Raw genomic sequence first — 17,313 nt, forward strand, 5'->3', positions numbered from 1 at the left:
CCGGAAATCGAGCACTTTGTGCGCCGGTCTACGACACTAACTCAGTTAATCAAAAATAGCGCGGTTGGTAAAATGCTGTCAGTTGAAACTGTCGGGGAACGTTAGTCAGGGTATCCTATGAAAATAAGTAATCTGCTCGCGTCCCTCGAAGACGAACTCACGTTTCCGATCGATCAGGATTCAGTCATCAAGCAGGTCGGCGCAGCCGAAATCCAGGCTCCCGACGCTCAGGAAACTGAAACGGTCTCTACGATCATCGGCCCCCTCGGGCAGGAAACGTACGATTCGGCCGACGAGTTGTACACGACCATCATCGGTAACGTAAGCGAGGAGTACATCGGACGCAAATTCTACGACGACCGTGGTGGTAATCTCTCCGAAGCGACGGCAGGACCAACGGACGAAGTCAACGTTTCGTTCTGAGGAGTGCGTCGTCGCTGGCACGGTGGGTACCCGTTGCCGACCGCGTCGGGTCGTACCCTCCTCTTATTGACGCTTCTGTGAGAACTATACATCAATATATTGAATAATATCAATAAGTCCGCCGCTCGATTCGCAACCCAGATCTCACAGGTAATTCGATTTCACAGGCGTGAAAAATCATTTTGAATGATTCTATGATACTCCTCCTGCTTTCTTTCTCTCCCGTCGCCTCCGCTCGGAATCGTCCCGTTTAAGCGACTCCCCCGCGGTTTCACACGCAATGACGAACGACGAACTCATCGCGGCGCTGCGCGACGCCGACGCGGTCAAGTTCGGGGAGTTCGAGCTCTCCCACGGCGGCACCTCCGAGTACTACGTCGACAAGTACCTCTTCGAGACCGACCCCCACTGTCTCCGGTTGATCGCCGAGGCGTTCGCCGAGGAACTCTGCGGCGAGAAACTCGCGGGCGTCGCCCTCGGTGCGGTCCCGCTCGTCGCCGTCACGAGCGTCGAGACCGACACGCCGTACGTCATCGCCCGAAAACAGGCCAAGGAGTACGGGACGGGCAACCGCATCGAGGGCCGCCTCGCCGAGGGCGAGGAGGTCGTCGTCCTCGAAGATATCGCGACGACAGGGAAAAGCGCGCTCGACGCCGTCGAGGCCCTCCGCGACGCCGGTGCGGTAGTCGACCGCGTGCTCGTCGTCGTCGACCGCCAGGAGGGCGCGCGGGAGCGACTCGCGGAGGCCGACGTCGAACTCGACGCGCTCGTGACCGCGGACGACCTCCTCGACGACGAACACGCTTCCTGACGGCCCCCGCTCCGTCCGCTCCCACCCCTTTCACTTCCGCGCGTCACTGTCACGAGCGTCGAAGGCCCGTCCTCACCGAACCTAATCCACGTTTGTGGTCTTTTTCGAGAGAATTCGTATCGATATATTCATACTTGCGAAACCTCGCAGGTCAGTATATGAACAGAGCGGAGAAAGCGGCCCTCCAGTTACAGTCGGTTGCGGTTCTGCGGATGCTCAAGGAGACCCGGACGTACGACGAACTCGCCGATCTCACGGGCCTGCCGGCGGGTGACCTCAACCGCTACGTCAACGGCCACGTCCTCCCCGGCGCGGAACGGGCGCGGGAAGTCGTCGACGGCGTCGGCCGCGACGCGTTGGCGACGGAACTGCGCGCCCGCGTCGAGTTCGACGACGGCGGCTACGTCGACAACTCCGGGGTCGTCTTCGATCAGTCCTTCCTCGACCTCGTCGCCCCCGTCGCCGCCAACGCGCTCGGCTTCGAGCGGCCGGACGTCGTCCTGACGGCCGCCACCGACGGCATCACGCTGGGCGCGGCGATGGCGAGTTACTTCGACGCCCGCGTCGCGTACGCGAAGAAGTCGAAGGAGACGGCCGTCGAGGAGTTCATCGAGTCGCGACAGCGACTCGCCTCCGGCATCGAACTCACCTACTACCTCCCCGAACGGGCGCTCTCCGGCGGGGAGAACGTCCTAATCGTCGACGACCTCATCCGCTCGGGCGAGACCCAGGAGCTCTTGCTCGACATCGCGACGCAGGCCGACGCCGACGTCACCGGCGTCTTCACGCTCATCGCGGTCGGCCAAGAGGGGATCGACCGCGCCCGCGAACTCACCGACGCCCCGGTCGGCGCGCTCACGACGTTCGACGCCGAGTGAGTCGGCGGCGGTCGCTCGACCGGTTGTAGGGAGGGGTTCTCGAATCGACGATGAAAACGCTTATCGAGTGGTTTCTGGTTATGCTCAGACGTGCATTATGGGACTCGCTGAATCCGTCGCAGGCTACTTCGATGTACAAGAACACGGATCGTCCGTCCGGACCGAACTCCTCGCCGGGCTGACAACCTTCCTGACGATGTCGTACATTATCGTGGTCAATCCCGCGATAATGACCGACAATCCGAACACGGAGCTGGTGGAAGGGATCGTCATCGAGGGCTTCTCGACGGGCGAAATCCAGTCGATGCTCGCTATTGTCACGATCCTCGCGGCGGCCACGGCGACGTTCGTGATGGCCGTCTACGCGAATCGACCGTTCGCGCAGGCCCCGGGGCTCGGGCTCAACGCGTTCTTCGCGATCACTGTCGTCGGGATCCTCGGCGTCCCGTGGCAGACCGCACTCGCCGCCGTCGTCGTCGAGGGGATTATCTTCATCATTCTCACGGCGATCGGCGCGCGCGAGTACGTCATCAATCTGTTTCCGAAACCCGTGAAATTCGCGGTCGGGACCGGTATCGGACTGTTTCTCGCGCTGATCGGCCTGCAGGCGATGGGAATCGTCGTCGACGACCCGGGCACGATGGTTGGCCTGGGATCGATCGCCTCCGACCCCGTGGCTATCGTCTCCGTGCTCGGGCTGTTCTTCACGCTCGCACTCTACGCTCGTGGGGTCCCCGGATCGATCATCATCGGCATCGTGGTAACGACGATCGTCGGCTGGGCTGCGACCGCGTTCGGGCCGGTCGCGGCCGACGCCGGTCTCGTGGCCGGTTCGACGTCGGCCACGTACGACATCACGCCGCTCGCGGGCGCGTTCGTCTCCGGCTTCGGTAACGTCGAGGCGTTCTCCTTCGCACTCATCGTCTTCACCTTCTTCTTCGTCGACTTCTTCGACACCGCCGGCACGCTCGTCGGTGTCGGACAGGCGGGGGACTTCCTCGACGAGAACGGGGACCTCCCCGACATCGACAAGCCGCTGATGGCCGACGCCGTCGGGACGACCGTCGGCGGGATGCTCGGCACCTCGACGGTAACGACGTTCATCGAATCCGCAACGGGCGTCGAGGAGGGCGGTCGAACCGGCCTGACAGCGCTCACCGTCGCCGCGCTGTTCGTCGCCTCCTTGGCGATCGTCCCGCTTGCGACCTCCATCCCGCAGTACGCCTCACACATCGCGCTCGTCGTGATCGGCGTCGTGATGATCCAGAACGTCGTCGACATCGACTGGAGCGAGTTGACGAACGTGATCCCGGCCGGCCTGACGATCCTGGTGATGCCGTTCACCTACTCGATCGCGTACGGCATCGCCGCGGGCATCGCCTCGTATCCGATCGTCAAATTCGCTGCGGGCGAGAGCGAGGACGTCCGAGTCGGACACTGGGTGCTCGCCGCGGCGTTCGTCGTCTACTTCGTCGTCCGGACGGGTGGCGTCCTCGCCGCGCAGGTGTAACAGGCGAACGACCGGTGGGTCGGCGTGCCCCGCCGCTCTGCCGCTGCTCACCACTGTGGACCGCAAGAGATTCATCCTCCACCGCCGCACCCACATATGTGAATCTGCCCTCGATTTCCCGAGCGAACGCCGCTCGACTCGTCGCCCTCCTCGTGGTCGTCTCCCTCCTCGCGCCGTCGGCCGTTTCGGCGCTGGCGTACGATCCCGCCGAGGAGACGGACCTAGAGCGCGGCAACATCACGAGTCCGGCGAACAACTCGACCGTCATCAGCGTTCAGGGATTCACCTTCCGGGGCAATACGAACGCGAAGAAGCCCGCCAGACTCGTCTCCGTCGACGAACGGGGGAACCTCGAGTGGACCCACGACGACAACGTCGGCGGCAACGCCTGGTTCTTCGACGTCGACCCGCTCCCGAACGGGAACCTGCTCGTCTCCTCGCCGCGCGCGGGCGATACGGTCCTCTTCGAGTTGGATCCCGACACCCGCGAGCGCGTCTGGCAGGAACGCTTCAATATGACGGACACCCACGACGTCGCGTACCTCGGTGACGACCGCATCGCCATCGCGAACATGCGACAGTGGAACGAGTCCGCGGGCAGAAGCGACGACCGGGTCGTGGTCTACAACCGCTCCTCCGGGGAGTTCACCTGGGAGTGGTACTTCCGGAACCACTACCCCGAGAGCACCGACGGCGGCTACAGCAGCGACTGGACGCACGTCAACGACGTCGACAAGGTCGGCGAGGACCGTCTGCTGCTCTCTCCGCGCAACTTCGATCAGGCGATCGTCGTCGATATGGAATCCAAGGAGATCGTCGAGCGCCTCGGCAGCGACGACGACTACTCAGTGATGCGCGAACAGCACAACCCCGACTGGCTGCTGAGCGAGGACGGGAACCCGACGATCCTCGTCGCCGACAGCGAGAACAACCGCGTCGTCGAGTACGCGAAGGAAGACGGCGAGTGGGTCCGGACCTGGGAGGTCGGCTCGAACACGCTCACGTGGCCGCGGGACGCCGATCGGCTCCCCAACGGCAACACGCTCGTCACCGACACCCTCAACCACCGCGTGATGGAGATCACGCCCACCGGTGAGGTCGTCTGGGAGTACTACGCGACCTGGGGCCCCTACGACGCCGAACGGATGGGAACCGGCCCCGAGTCGTCCGGGCCGACGATCCGCGATATGAACGCCAGCGGCACGTACCCGATCACCGGGAGCGCGAACCTCACCGCCGGCGGCAACGACAGCGTCGGCTTCGACGGTCGGATCCGGGCCACCTTCGCTGGCACGCCCATCGAGGGCCCGATGAACGAGTTCGCGACCCGCTGGGCGCACGTGACGCCGTGGCTCCGCCCCGTCTGGATGTCCGGGTGGGACTTCGTGTGGACGATTACCGCCGCCCTCGTCGGCGCCGTGTGGGTGAGCGGTGAACTGATCGCGGGGCGTCGAAAGATCGTCGCGGGCGCTCGTCGGCTCGCCGCAGCGGTACGGCAACTCGTCGATCGGTAATCGCTTTTCCATCCACCGGTCCGTCGACTATCGTGCGTTTCTCGCGCACTCGACCACGTGACTCTTTAGGACTCCTGCGCTAGCTGACGGTGATGTCAGATCTCGTCCTGTACGAAACCGCGGGCTGCCCGTACTGCGCGAAGGTGACGGACAAACTGAACGAACTCGGTTTGGAGTACGAGTCGGTGATGGTCCCCTCCGCGCACAGCGAACGGACCGAGGTAGAAGCGATCAGCGGCCAGACCGGCGTCCCGGTCCTCGTCGACGAGGCCAACGGCGTCGAGGGAATGTCCGAGAGCGACGACATCGTCGAGTACCTCGAAGAGACGTACGGCGAGGCGGCGAACTGAGAACGCGGCGACGACACGGCGGAACGCGTCCGAACGGATCGCAATCGATCGCCGATGGTGGGGTCGCTCTTCTATTCGACTACCGTTCACCGAGGGGACCGACTCGACAGCCGTTCTGAGGAATTCCCTACGCTTCGGACGGTTCCTGTGACCGATCGCGGATGAGGTCGCGGATCTCGTCGGGGTCGTTGATGTCGGCGAGTTCCTCACAACTGACGAGGGCGGTACCCTCGACGGACTCGCGCTTCGACTGGTCCTCGGTGAAGTAGACCGAGCGCGTCTGCGTGACCTCGCCGAGCGATGACATAATCCGCGCGCGCTTCTCCGCGCTGCGGGTGAACGCGGAGTGGCCGGTGAGCATCGGCGTGAAGTCCCGCCGGCGCTCGTCGTCCTCGCTGACCGCCTTGAAGGGCGCGCGGGCGGTCGGGTGGACGGTGAACCCCGCCCGCGTCAGGACGTGGACGACGTGTTCGTCGTCGGATTCGGGATCGGGGTCGTCGGGCGTCGGCTCGGCGTCGCGGACGTCCTCGGCCCCGTCCATCACCTCGACGGGGCTCGAGAACGGCTGATCGAACATCTCCTCGAGTTGGATCGCCACCTCGATGCTCGCGTTCATTCCGTCCTCGTACTTCGAGACGGTCCGCCGCGAGACGCCGAGTTCCGTCGCTAACTGGCCGAGACTCCACCCGCGTTCGCGGCGCTCGTCCGACAGGAGATCACCGTCGATATTGACGTAGAGGCCGCCCGGCGCGGCGTAGATGAGCGGCGGCACACCTTCGATGAACAGGTCCATCGCCGTGTCGGGGTTGAACACCGGCACGCCGTGTCGGAAGTACACGACGCCCGGCTTCAGATCCTCGTCGCGCGTCCGCAGCCCGACGACCATCGGCGTCGCGTCGAGGTAGGTGCCCAGCCGTCGCATCTCCTCGCCGGTCGTCCCGTCGAACGCGTCGATGTTGCCGAGTATCTTCAGGAGCACAAGGTCCTCGCCTCGCCTCGCGGCGATGTCGAAACTCTTCGGTCGGATCGCACAGCGCTCGCTGACGAGGAATCCGGCGTCCTCGAGCATCGCCGTGACGTTTCCGACTAGCGCGGACCGTGACATAAAGGGGTATAGGCGATTCAGCGCATATATGCGTTGTGCCGTCCATCCGCTACAGCGACGTCCAGTCGGGCGATTCTGACGCGCTCCCGAAAGTCGTTAGCCGTCGCGTCGACTACGTCCGATCGATGACGATCATCGGCCTCGACGACACCGACTCCCGCGAGCGTGGGATGTGCACGACGTACCTCGCGACGCGGCTGGCCGAGGCCATCGACGAGGCGGGCGGTGCGGTCGACAGACGGCTCTTGATCCGGCTCAACCCCGCGGTCGAACACAAGACCCGCGGCAACGCCGCGCTCGCGATCCACACCGACATCGACTCCGAGCGGGCGCTCGACCTCGCCGTCGCCGAACTGGAACCCCTCGCCGAGGTCGACGACCCACGGACGAGTCCCGGCGTCGTCGTCGCCGACGACGAACCCGCGGCAGTTCCGGACGCCGTCGCCGAGTTCACCCGACGGGCGATCCGAGAGCTCCTCGATCCGACGGACGCGCTCGAACTCCTCGACGAAGCGGGCTACCGCCACCGCGGGTGGGCCGGCGGCCGCGGCCGGATCGGCGCGCTCGCCGCCGTCGGCTCGTGGGCCGCCCTCGACCAGTGGACCTACGAGCACATCGCCTACCGGGAGTTCGACCGCTGTGGAACGCCCCGAGACGTCGACGAGGACTCCGTCTTCGAGGCCGCAGAGTGCGCCTATCCCGACGCGTGGGACACGGTCGACCGCGTCGAGGCGCAGGCCGTCTGCGTCCCGAACGCGCCGGGGCCGATCATCTACGGGATCCGCGGCGACGACGCCCGCGTCGTCTCGGATCTGGCCGGTCGGATCGAGAGCGAACCCGTCGAGCGAACGGCGACGTTCCTGACGAACCAGGGTACCGACGTGCACCTGCGAGACGGCGCGCTGGGTGACCTCCGCGACGGCCGCGCCTACCGAGTCGACGGCACCGTCGCGAGCGACCCGGAGACCCGTCGCGGCGGTCACGTCTTCTTCCAGCTCCGCGACCCGAACGCGGTCGACACCCACATCGACTGCGTCGCCTTCGAACCGACGAAGCGCTTCCGGGACCGCGTCCGAGCACTCCGTGTCGGCGACGACCTCACCGTCTGCGGCGAGGTGGGAAGCGGCACGCTCAAACTGGAGAAGTTCGCCGTTCGATCGCTGCGACGGACCGAGGAGACGAACCCGACCTGCCCGGAGTGCGGCCGCTCGATGGCGAGCGCCGGTCGGGATCAGGGCTACCGCTGCCGAGACTGCGGGACGTCGCGGTCGAGTCCCGAAACCGTCGACCTCGACCGTGACCTCGAGACCGGCTGGTACGAGGTCCCGCCGTGTGCGCGCCGCCACATCGCGAAACCGCTGATCCGGGGCGGCTTCGACGCGCCGGTCCATCCCGAGCGGTGAGTCACTCAGACTCCGATCTCCTGATCTCGGCGCGGTGAGTCGATGAGAGTTCCGATCTCCTGATCCCGGATCGGTGAGTCGATCAGTGGCGTGCGGGGTCCCGCAGTCTCACTCCTCGACCACCAGAATCTCCGTGTTCGCCCGGCGGTCGACGTACTGGCTCCCGGACGGCGGCTTCACGTCGACGACGAGCGTTCCGGTCTCCTGATTCGCCCGGGTGTCGGGATCGACGGTGACGCTCGCGACCCCGTTCGCGTCCGATTTCGCGGTCACCACGCCGTCCATCTCGGCGCTGCCGTCCTTGACGACCACCGTCGCGCCCTCGACGCCGTCGCCGTCGTCGTCGACCACGACGAGTTCGAGTTCCTGCTCGCCGGGCTCCACCACGTCGGGTGTGGGACGAACGTCGAGCTCGGAGACGGCGAGTCCCTGCACCCCCGAGAGCATATTCAGCATCACGCTCATCGTGGCGACGCCGACCACGAGGGCGATCACGAGTCTGATCGGCAGTCCTTCGATCGCGCGGTCGTCGCCGGCGAACCGTCGGAGTTCGTCGAACATACCGGCCGTGGTCCCGTCCCCGCATATAAACGCTCGCCCGAGGGTTCAAGTCGGGGAACGGGACCACTCCTGCCGATGCACACCGAAGTCCTCGGCCGATCCGACGACGGAACGAGCGCGGCCGCCGAAACGAGTGCCGACCGCGTCGCAGTCGGGGCCGACGCGGCGGCCTTCGCCGGCACGCTCGGCCACCACCGCGCCCGGGACGGGAGTCGCGGCGCCCCCGTGGCGATCGACTTCGACCGCCCGCACGCCGCGCTCGTGGTCGGCAAGCGCGGCTACGGGAAGTCCTACACGCTCGGCGTCCTGGTCGAGGAGGCGACGCGGACGCCGGGCGTCGCGCCCGTCGTGATCGACCCGATGGGCGTCTTTCGGGGACTTGCGGCCGACGCCGCGGGCGATCTCGTCCCGGCGCGCGTGATCGACGATCCGACGATCCGCGCCGACGCCATCCCGCCGGCGCGGTGGCCCGCGCTCGTCGGGACCGATCCCGACCGTCCCGTCGGCGCGCTCGTCTGGCACGCCGCAGAGACGGCCCCGACGCTCGACGGGATGCGCGAGACCGTCGCCGACTCCGACGCCGGCGGCGACGTCCGGCGCGCGGCAGCCAACCGACTCCGCCGGGCTGCGGAATGGAACGTTTTCGACCCGGCGGGCCCCGACGCCCGCGCGCTGGCCGACGGCGCGGCGACCGTTCTCGACTGTTCCGGTCTCGACGACGCGCCGTCGAACGCCGTCGCTGCTGGCGTCGCGGCCGCGCTGTACGACGCTCGCCTCGGCCGACCCTCGACTGGGGAGACCGACACACCGGGCATCGACCGGCTGCCGTGGCTCTTTATCGACGAGGCGCACGTCTTCTTCCAGGGCGTCGCGAGCGCGTCGCTCCGGGCGATCCTCACCCGGGGCCGTGCGCCCGGCGTCTCGCTCGTCGCCGCGACGCAGCGTCCGAGCGCGCTTCCCGAGGTCGCCGTTTCGCAGTCGGATCTCCGCGTCGTCCACCGTTTGACCGCCGGCTCCGACGTCCGCGCGCTCGCCGCTGCCGACCCGTCGTACCTCGACGCCGACCTCGCCGAGTCGATGCCGACGGCCCCCGGCGAGGCGCTCGTCGTCGACGACACTGCGGAGGCGACCCGGACAGTCGCCGTTCGGACGCGAGACACGCCGCACGGCGGATCGAGCCCGCGTGCCTCTGCTGCGGCACGCGCGATCGAAACTGCTGAGTGAACGCCCGCGGGAGTGTCGGCGATGGCAGACCGTCTGGTCCCGGTGCTCGTCGCGCTCGGCGGATTCCTGGGAGCGACGTCGCGGTATCTCCTCGGGACGGTCGTCGCCGGATCCGAGGGGACGCTCCTCGCCAACGTCCTCGGGAGTTTCGTGTTGGCACTCGCAATCGGTGTCGTTCGGTCGACTCGGCTCCGCTTCTTCCTGATGACCGGGCTCCTCTCCTCGTTCACGACCTACAGCACCTTCGCCGCCGAGACGGCTTCGCTCGGACCGGCACTCGGAGCCGCGAACGTCGCCGCCAACTACGCGCTCGGGTTCGCCGCCGCGTTCGTCGGACTGGTGGCCGGGAGGCGGTGGACGTGACGGGGAGTTTCGCGGTCCTCGTCGGATCGCTTCCGCTTCCACTCCTTGTCGGTCTCGGCGGCGCGCTCGGCGCGCTCGGTCGCTACGCGGCCGACGCGGCGCTCGGCGGCGGTCGACGGAGCACCGTCGCCGTCAACGTCATCGGGAGCGTCGCGCTCGGCGCGCTCGTCGCCTCGTCGCCGTCTGACGCGACGCTCGCGCTCGCTGGAACCGGCTTCTGTGGTGCGTTCACGACGTTCTCGTCGTTCGCCGTGAACGTCGTCCGGGCGGCCGACACGGGGGACTACCGACTCGCCGCCGCCGACGCCCTCGGCACGCTCGCGACGGCGCTCCTCGGCGTCGGGATCGGCTGGTGGCTCGCAGGGTTTTGGTAGTTCGACGGGGTCGCTCGGCGACGAGACGCCTCGCTGGAGGTCGAAAATCAACGCGCCCGCGGCGGGATTTGAACCCCGTCCAGACGTTCCTGCTCGCTCACTGCGTTCGCTGTGCGGGCGTGCGACTGCTGGTGTTCAAATCCCGCGTTCGTCGCACACCGATATCACGAGTGAGTCGCGGAGATGAAACTCCGCGACGCGTGAAATCGAAGAAGCGCCCGAGGCGGGATTTGAACCCCGGTCGTCCCGCTTCGCTCCACTCCCTGGTTCAAATCCCTTGGAGTCGTTTTGCCGACGCTGGACTCACTCGTCGCTTCGCTCCTCGTTCGTATTCACGTCGGCAAAAAGCGCCCGAGGCGGGATTTGAACCCTGCCCAGACGTTCCTGCTCGCTCACTGCGTTCGCTGCGCGGGCCTGCGACTGCTGGTGTTCAAATCTCGCGTTCGTCGCACACCGATTTCACGAGTGGGTCGCGGAGATAAAACTCCGCGACGTGTGAAATCGAAGAAGCGCCCGAGGCGGGATTTGAACCCGCGTCACGACCGTGACAGGGTCGTATGATGGGCCACTACACCACCCGGGCACACATCGGAGCAAAACCAACGCCCGAGGCGGGATTTGAACCCGCGTCACGACCGTGACAGGGTCGTATGATGGGCCACTACACCACCCGGGCTTGCTCCACTTCCCCGTAACCCGGTAGTCTAATTAAGACTTATCATCTGACGGCGGCGTGGGAGCGATCACCGAAGACCGATCGCAACGTCCCGCGACGGTCGACGTAGGTATCACGGTACTCGGCCACGTCGACTGACCGTCCGGCAGTCGCGTCGGCGTCGTGTCGACGCGACAGAAAGATCGGCCGAAGAAGTCGTTTCGGAACCCGATGGCTGTCGAGAGTCGAGGACTCCGCTCAGTCGTCCGCGGGAGCGGCGGCGGCCGCTTCCTCTGCCTCTCGCTCTTCTTTCTCCTCTTTCTCTTTCTTGTTCTTGATCTTCTTCAGGCGGAATATCTCCTCGCGCTCCTGCTCTTCGAGCTTCTGCTCGATGTACTCCTTGTTCTCGTTGAGTTCGGGGAGCAGTTTGAATTCGAGGGCGTTCACCCGACGCTTGGTCGTCTCGATCTCTTTGAGCATCTTCTTCATCGCCGTCTCGACCTCCGCGGCGAGGATGATCGTTTCGAGGAGTTCCTCGTAGGCGTCGGCGGCTTCGTCGATCCGCGCCGAAGAGCCGAGCAGCCCGTACCCGCGCTGATCGAGGCTCTTTCTGACGCGCGAGGACTCGATCTGCGGGACGACGACGCCCATAATGTTCTTCGACTGGGTCGTGATCTCGGGGTGCTCTTTGAGCGCCGCGGCGGCCCCGCGGACGGCGACGTCGCCCTCCATCGCCCGCGCCATATTGATCTTCTTCTGGGCGGTCTCGTAGTTCCCGTCAAGCTCCGAGCGGACGTCCTGTGCCTGATCCAGGATGTCCATAAACTCCATAATGAGGCCGTCGCGCTTCTGTTCGAGCGTGTCGTGGCCCCGCTCGGACAGTTCGATGCGATCCTCGATCGCCATCAGGTTCTTGCGGGTCGGTTTGACGTCTTTGGCCATCTTGTAGGAGGCTAGTGAACCGAGCGTGTTAACCTTTTACTGTTCGTCCACGAGACGGGCGAGACCGGCGTTCTCCGCCCAGTCCATCCACGTCACGATCGCGACGTGCGGGAGCGTCAGAACGGAAATAAAAACCAGATAGAGCGCCGCGGCCGCCCGGAGATCCGTCTGCGTCCCGACCGCCACGTCGGCCGCGACGACGCCTCCCGGGAGTGCGACGTCGCCCGCAACTGCGATAGCCAGAAGCAGCAGGACGGCGACGGCCGTCAGCGGGAGCGCGTCGCGTCCCACCCGCATCAGTGCCGGGACGGGTCCTCTCTCGGCGAACGTCGTCCGGGCGGTCGGATCGACCGCGATCAGCCTGGCGATGTGACGGAGCGAGTGCCACACGCAGAAGTACACGCCGACGGCGAAGAGCGGCGGGACGAGGAGGAAGAAGCCCCACAGGAGGGCCGTCTCGCCCGCATCGAGGTACCAGACGCGGCCCCCGCTTCGCCGCCGCCCCGCGAGCAGCGTCGCGACGGTCAGCAGTGCGAACCCGCCGCCCAGCGTTCCTCGAACCGTCGGCGACAGGAGCCACGCGGCGTCCAGTTCGGAACCGAACAGCGCGACCCACGCCCCGACGACGACCCGGTACTCCGCCGGGTGGGCCAGAAGCGGAACCAGCATCGGGAGTCCACCCCGCACGAGCAACGTTCCGACCCGGACGCCGCGGCCGTCGAGGTGGCTCGCGCCGATCGCATCGAGCGCGTAGACGTCGCCCTGCCCCCAGTGGAACCACGTCAGTGCCACGAACAGCGCGGCCGACGCGACCGGGAGGGCCCACCACAGGAGTCCGTAGGCGCTCCCGAGAACGAGATACAGGACCCCGACCGCGAGGATCGACGCAGCCGTGGGTCGACGGCCGGCGGCCCGCGCCGGTGCCAGGTGGTCGACCGCGCCGTGCGGCAGGCCGAAGACCGCCAGGCTCACCGCCAGCGGGCCGTATCGGAGCCACCGCGGGAGCGTCTGCGATCCGGTGAACGCGGTCGCGATCGCCCAGACAAGCGTGATCCCCCCGATGACGACCCAGGCCGGCCGGACGCCGACGCGCCGCATCACTGACGCGGCGATCGAGCCGCGGCTCCCCGGGGTTTCGACGGCGCGTGACGGCATCGACTCGCCGCGTCCGACCGACCCGTTCTCGCCGTGTCCGGTCGGCTCGTCCATTTTCTCAGTCGCCGCGGTCGACTGTCGCTTCGGATCTGTTCGTCGATCGATGACTCGCCGTCGAATCGCCGTCGAGCCGGGTCACCACCAGTCGGTAGAGCACGAGCCCCTGCACGACGAAGAGGTTCGTCACGAGGAAGAACGTCGCCTCCTCGACCGGGAGGCCGGCGACGGTGATCCCGGTCGTGTACTGCCCCGAGAGCACCCAGATGCCGTACTCGATGGCGATCCGGTCGACGACACACAGATACAGTGTCGGGAGCAGCGTCCCGAGGGCGACCGTCCGCCGTCGCGCCCACAACTGCGGCGCGCCGACGACCCACTGCAGCGCCAACACCGGCGCGGCCCACGCGAGTATCGCGCCGAGGTAGAACGTCCCGTCGGCACCGAGTGACTGCCACCCGACGAGGCCGAGCACCGCCGCGACCACCAGCGCACCCCCTCGCCACGCGACGGGCCTCGAAGCCTTGGGCCACCCCGTCGGGAAGTCGAGGTGTGCGAGCCACAGCGCCGTGATCCACGGCTGTACCAAGATGAACAGGTACTCCTCGATCGGGGCGTGTCCCAGCGTCAGGAGCGTCGTTCCGTCGCCGTACCACCACACGCCGCGGGCGATGAGGTAGTTGTCCCACGGCGTCGTGTACGCCAGCGCGACGACTGTGATGATTACTACTCCCGCCCAGTAATTCCGCCATCCCTCGCCGAGCGCCGCGCTGCTCTCCGCGACCCGCGTCCGACTCACGAAGCCCGTCGCACACAGAAACAGCACGGCGGGGAGCAGGAACGCGAGGTGGAACTGTAGGTACGTGAACTGGATAGTCATCGGTTGTCTCCGCGGAGTCGCCCGGTCCCGTGCTCCGGATACGATACCGGCAGTCTCCGTGCCGTTCGTCGAGCGCGGCTCGCGCCGTGCCGTTTCGGGTAGGTCCGAACGCTCCGATCAAAGAGGTTGCGGCCGCGACGATCAGTCGGTCGGTTCCGGATCGGGACTCACCGAGCCGGCGGCGTCGAGCACTTCGCGGCTCGACAGCAGGATGATACCGAATCCGACCTTCGCGACCAGGTTCAGTATCTTAAACCCCGGCCGTCTCGACACACTGCAGGACGATCTGCCGTCACAAAACGCGTGTGCCTCCTCTCACAACCGTCGCCACCCGGCGTAGCCGAGGAGAGCGACGAGCCCCGTCGCGAGCACCGACGCGAGCGGCGTGGGGAGCGACCCGCTCGTGGTCGCCCCGCCGACCGCCTCGCTCGGCGCGAGCGTGGCGGAGAACCCCGTCAGATCCGTGCCGACGCCCCACTCGGCGACGGCACCCTCCGTGCTGTCGGCCGGGATCGCCGTGTCGGCCAACGCGTAGCCGTCGGGCGCGACGAGCACGAACGGGCGATCGGGTCGGAAGCCGCTCGCGAACGGTTCCTCGACGACGAGGCGGTCGCCGTCGACAATCGCGAGGTTCGACCACGACGCCGACAGCGTGACGACGCCGACGCCGTCGGCCGTCGTGACCTCGGCGTCGGCGTCGGAGACGGACATCTCACGGCCGATCTCGCTCGCCGTTCGATTCGCGACCCGGGACAGCCGCTCGTCGAACCGCTCGGTCACGTTCCCCGTCTCCCCGCGGAGTCGGTCGAACGCGGCCTGGTCGCTCTCGTCTTCGAGGTCGTAGGTGAGCGAGAGCGACACCGTCGCGTCGCCGTCGTTCTCCAGTTCGACGACGAACGCAGACCGATCCTCGGCGACCGCGTCCTGCGCGCCGACCGCGGCCGGCACGACGGCCGTTCCGATCAGCAGCGCCGCGACGACGCCCGCGACGAGTCGTCCCCGTTCGGCGATCACTCGTCTCCCTCCCGGTCGTCGTCTTCGTCAGCCTCCTCGCTGTCGTCCGATTCGTCACCGTCGGTTTCCTCGGAGCCGTCGTCCGCGTCGCTCTCGTCGAACTCGAACTCCAGTTCGCCCTCGCGGTCACCGTCTTCGACAACGATCTCGACCTCGTCGGCGTCGGGCAGGGTCACCGTGAGCTGCCCGTCCACGTCGGTCGATCCGACACCCTCGTCGTCGATCTCGACGTCGGCCCCGGCGACGGCACCGTCGCCGTCGGTCACTTCGAGCGTCACCGTCGCGCCCGGGGCGAGATTACCGGAGACGACGTCGATGCCGAGCGTCTCTTCCCCGTCCTCGACGCCGTCGGTGTCGTCAGCGTCGTCTTCCGCATCGTCGGCGTCTTCCGCATCATCGCCGTCTTCTGCATCACCTTCCGCATCGCCGGTGTCGTCAGCGTCGTCCTCCGCATCGCCGGTGTCGTCAGCGTCGTCCTCCGCATCGCCGCCGTCTTCCGCATCATCTTCTTCGTCGTCCTCCCGCTCCCGGTCGTCGACGTCACGCTCCTCGACGTCGACCTCATCGAGTGCGAGTGCACCGTCCGCACCGACCTCGAACTCCAGTTCAGCCTCGAACGCGCCCTTCACGAGGGTCACGTCCAGTTCGTCGTCGCCGGTCGACGGCGCGGCGAACGACAGCGTCCCGTTCTCGCCGGTAGTGCCGACTCGCTCGCCGCCGGCCAACACCGTCACGTCGGCGACGCCCTCGCCGTCGTAACCGACTGACACGGTGACGGTTCCGTTATCGACGGACCCGTCCACGGTGAGTCGTTCACGGATCTCCGCGTCCGCCCGTTCCTCGGCGGAGATCGAACGGAGTCGCAGTTCCAGTTCGCCCTCGCGCTCTCCGTCCTCAATCTCGATCTCGACCTCCTCGTCGTCCGGCAGCGTTACCGTGATCCGGCCGTCCGCGTCGGTCGTCCCGACGGTCCGGTCGCCGAGTTCGACCGTCGCGCCTTCGACCGGTTCGCCGGCGGCGGTCACCGCGAGCGTCACGTTCGCGCCTGGCTCGGCCGCCCCGTCGACGATACCGATCGAGAGCGGTGTCTCGTCGGCTTCGTCGTCTTCATCGTCGTCACGCTCGCGGGGCTCCAGTTCCTCCTCGAGTTCGAACACCTCGCCGGTCTCTCCGTCGACGCTCACCTCGGCCTCGCCGGTCGTCTCGTTGCCGACGAAGGCGAACTCGAACTCGAAGTAGCCGTCGTCCTCGTCGCGGTCGACGGAGCGGAGCGTCCACTCCCCGTCGACGTCAGTCGAGAGCGACGCGGTCGCCGCCGCGAGCGCGTCGCTCTGATTCACCAGGAACGTCCCGTCGCCGGGCTGGTCGCGCTCGAACTCGCGTGAGCGCTCGCCGTCCTCGTTCTCGACTTCGATCGAGAGCCCGTTCTCGGTTTCGAGCGTGAACTCGCCGCGCTGCACGCCGGAGTACTGGGCGAGCAGCGCGCTGGCACCGACGCTCGTCAGGTCGGCCAGTCGGTCGCGGGCGGCCTCGTTACCGCTCCGGTCGTAGCCGACCGCTCGAAGTTCCAACGCGGAGACGTCCACGGCGCGATCGTCGAGCCACTCGAAGCCGCGGTCGATCGTGTTCGCCCGCGAGGAGAGCACGGCGAGCCGCTGTGCGTACGCCGTGCGCGAGAGGTCTCCCGCGTCGTAGGCGGCCGTCGCTTCGCGCTGTGCCGTCACGGTCTCGTTCGCCTGCTCGCGGAGCGAGGCGGCCCGCTCGGCGAGCAACTCGGCGCGCTCGGACTCGTTGGCGTCCTCGAACGCCGCCTCCAGCGAGGCGGCCTCGACGTCACCGCTCACCTCGTCGTCGGTGATCTCGATGATCGTCGCGAGCTGTTGGCCCGTCGTCGCCGATCCGTTCGACGTCGCCGATTCGTTTCCGTCCGCCTGTGCGACTACGCCCGCCCCGCCGCCGAGGTCCGCCGCCCCGACGGCGAGTGCCGCGCCCGGAACCGAACCCACGGCGAGTCCGACCGCCACGAGTATGGCGAGTAGCTGTGTCCGTTTCATCGATTGTCGGAAGGATCGCCTGGGGGATATAGGAGGCAGATCGTGGCGGTGTGTTGCGGTCGATTGCAGCCGTTTCCGGGACCGTTTCGGACCGTTGCAG

Annotated in this window: 18 protein-coding genes and 2 tRNA genes; 10 read left to right on the plus strand and 10 right to left on the minus strand. The window is 67.0% G+C overall.

Going from position 1 to position 17,313, the window contains the following annotated elements; translation table 11 throughout:
* The first annotated feature begins 117 nt into the window (after positions 1-117).
* From NO876_RS02185 to NO876_RS02210, 6 genes are all read left to right on the plus strand, one after another.
* Positions 118-423, plus strand: a complete 306-nt coding sequence (locus NO876_RS02185; protein WP_256420022.1) for a DUF5789 family protein — start codon at positions 118-120, stop codon at positions 421-423.
* Positions 424-703: 280 nt separating this feature from the next.
* Entirely contained in the window at positions 704-1,234 is a 531-nt protein-coding gene (gene pyrE / locus NO876_RS02190) for an orotate phosphoribosyltransferase (RefSeq protein WP_256420023.1), read from the plus strand.
* A 158-nt stretch (positions 1,235-1,392) separates the two neighbouring features.
* Complete coding sequence (locus tag NO876_RS02195) at positions 1,393-2,112, plus strand: phosphoribosyltransferase family protein (protein WP_256420024.1); 720 nt, start codon at positions 1,393-1,395, stop codon at positions 2,110-2,112.
* A 97-nt stretch (positions 2,113-2,209) separates the two neighbouring features.
* On the plus strand, positions 2,210-3,622 hold the full coding sequence (locus NO876_RS02200; protein WP_256420025.1) for an NCS2 family permease: 1,413 nt from the start codon (positions 2,210-2,212) through the stop codon (positions 3,620-3,622).
* A gap of 98 nt (positions 3,623-3,720) precedes the next feature.
* Positions 3,721-5,136 carry an aryl-sulfate sulfotransferase gene (locus tag NO876_RS02205; RefSeq protein WP_256420026.1) on the plus strand — a complete coding sequence of 472 codons (1,416 nt, stop codon included), beginning with the start codon at positions 3,721-3,723 and terminating at the stop codon, positions 5,134-5,136.
* Positions 5,137-5,228: 92 nt separating this feature from the next.
* Positions 5,229-5,486, plus strand: coding sequence for a glutathione S-transferase N-terminal domain-containing protein (locus NO876_RS02210; RefSeq protein WP_256420027.1), 258 nt, complete (start codon positions 5,229-5,231; stop codon positions 5,484-5,486).
* Between the two features lie 127 nt (positions 5,487-5,613).
* On the opposite strand, the gene NO876_RS02215 is transcribed toward NO876_RS02210, so the two are convergent.
* Entirely contained in the window at positions 5,614-6,591 is a 978-nt protein-coding gene (locus NO876_RS02215) for a transcriptional regulator (protein WP_256420028.1), read from the minus strand.
* 125 nt (positions 6,592-6,716) lie between these two features.
* Here NO876_RS02215 and NO876_RS02220 point away from each other — a divergent pair, with 125 nt between their 5' ends.
* Positions 6,717-7,994, plus strand: a complete 1,278-nt coding sequence (locus NO876_RS02220; protein ID WP_256420245.1) for a tRNA(Ile)(2)-agmatinylcytidine synthase — start codon at positions 6,717-6,719, stop codon at positions 7,992-7,994.
* Between the two features lie 108 nt (positions 7,995-8,102).
* Here NO876_RS02220 and NO876_RS02225 read toward each other — a convergent pair whose 3' ends face one another.
* Positions 8,103-8,555, minus strand: coding sequence for a DUF7382 domain-containing protein (locus tag NO876_RS02225; RefSeq protein ID WP_256420029.1), 453 nt, complete (start codon positions 8,553-8,555; stop codon positions 8,103-8,105).
* A gap of 75 nt (positions 8,556-8,630) precedes the next feature.
* On the opposite strand from NO876_RS02225, the gene NO876_RS02230 reads away from it, so the two are divergent.
* From NO876_RS02230 to NO876_RS02240, 3 genes are read left to right on the plus strand one after another with little or no spacing between them, the layout of a single operon-like run.
* A complete protein-coding gene (locus NO876_RS02230) occupies positions 8,631-9,779 on the plus strand; it encodes an ATP-binding protein (protein ID WP_256420030.1) in 1,149 nt (382 codons plus the stop codon).
* A gap of 21 nt (positions 9,780-9,800) precedes the next feature.
* Positions 9,801-10,142 (plus strand): fluoride efflux transporter FluC, encoded by a 342-nt coding sequence (locus NO876_RS02235; protein ID WP_256420031.1) that lies wholly within the window; start codon positions 9,801-9,803, stop codon positions 10,140-10,142.
* Positions 10,139-10,516, plus strand: coding sequence for a fluoride efflux transporter FluC (locus NO876_RS02240; RefSeq protein WP_256420032.1), 378 nt, complete (start codon positions 10,139-10,141; stop codon positions 10,514-10,516). Before NO876_RS02235 ends, NO876_RS02240 begins: the two co-directional genes overlap by 4 nt.
* Before the next feature lie 510 nt (positions 10,517-11,026).
* Here NO876_RS02240 and NO876_RS02245 read toward each other — a convergent pair.
* From NO876_RS02245 to NO876_RS02280, 8 genes are all read right to left on the minus strand, one after another.
* Positions 11,027-11,099, minus strand: a tRNA-Asp gene (locus NO876_RS02245).
* Between the two features lie 20 nt (positions 11,100-11,119).
* Positions 11,120-11,192: transfer RNA gene (locus NO876_RS02250), tRNA-Asp, on the minus strand.
* 237 nt (positions 11,193-11,429) lie between these two features.
* Positions 11,430-12,113, minus strand: coding sequence for a V-type ATP synthase subunit D (locus NO876_RS02255; RefSeq protein ID WP_256420033.1), 684 nt, complete (start codon positions 12,111-12,113; stop codon positions 11,430-11,432).
* A 36-nt stretch (positions 12,114-12,149) separates the two neighbouring features.
* Positions 12,150-13,322, minus strand: coding sequence for a Brp/Blh family beta-carotene 15,15'-dioxygenase (locus NO876_RS02260; protein WP_256420034.1), 1,173 nt, complete (start codon positions 13,320-13,322; stop codon positions 12,150-12,152).
* A 4-nt stretch (positions 13,323-13,326) separates the two neighbouring features.
* Positions 13,327-14,145: a lycopene cyclase domain-containing protein gene (locus tag NO876_RS02265; RefSeq protein ID WP_256420035.1), complete on the minus strand. Its 819-nt coding sequence runs from the start codon at positions 14,143-14,145 to the stop codon at positions 13,327-13,329.
* Between the two features lie 141 nt (positions 14,146-14,286).
* The gene (locus NO876_RS02270) at positions 14,287-14,418 is read right to left on the minus strand and encodes a hypothetical protein (protein ID WP_256420036.1); all 132 of its coding nucleotides are present in this window, start codon (positions 14,416-14,418) and stop codon (positions 14,287-14,289) included.
* Positions 14,419-14,460: 42 nt separating this feature from the next.
* Entirely contained in the window at positions 14,461-15,159 is a 699-nt protein-coding gene (locus tag NO876_RS02275; protein WP_256420037.1) for a DUF7345 domain-containing protein, read from the minus strand.
* Positions 15,156-17,213, minus strand: coding sequence for a DUF4198 domain-containing protein (locus tag NO876_RS02280; protein ID WP_256420038.1), 2,058 nt, complete (start codon positions 17,211-17,213; stop codon positions 15,156-15,158). The genes NO876_RS02275 and NO876_RS02280 overlap by 4 nt, the downstream gene beginning before the upstream one ends.
* Positions 17,214-17,313 lie beyond the last annotated feature (100 nt).

The sequence above is a fragment of the Halobellus rarus genome, from assembly GCF_024494595.1.
Classification (GTDB): domain Archaea; phylum Halobacteriota; class Halobacteria; order Halobacteriales; family Haloferacaceae; genus Haloquadratum; species Haloquadratum rarum.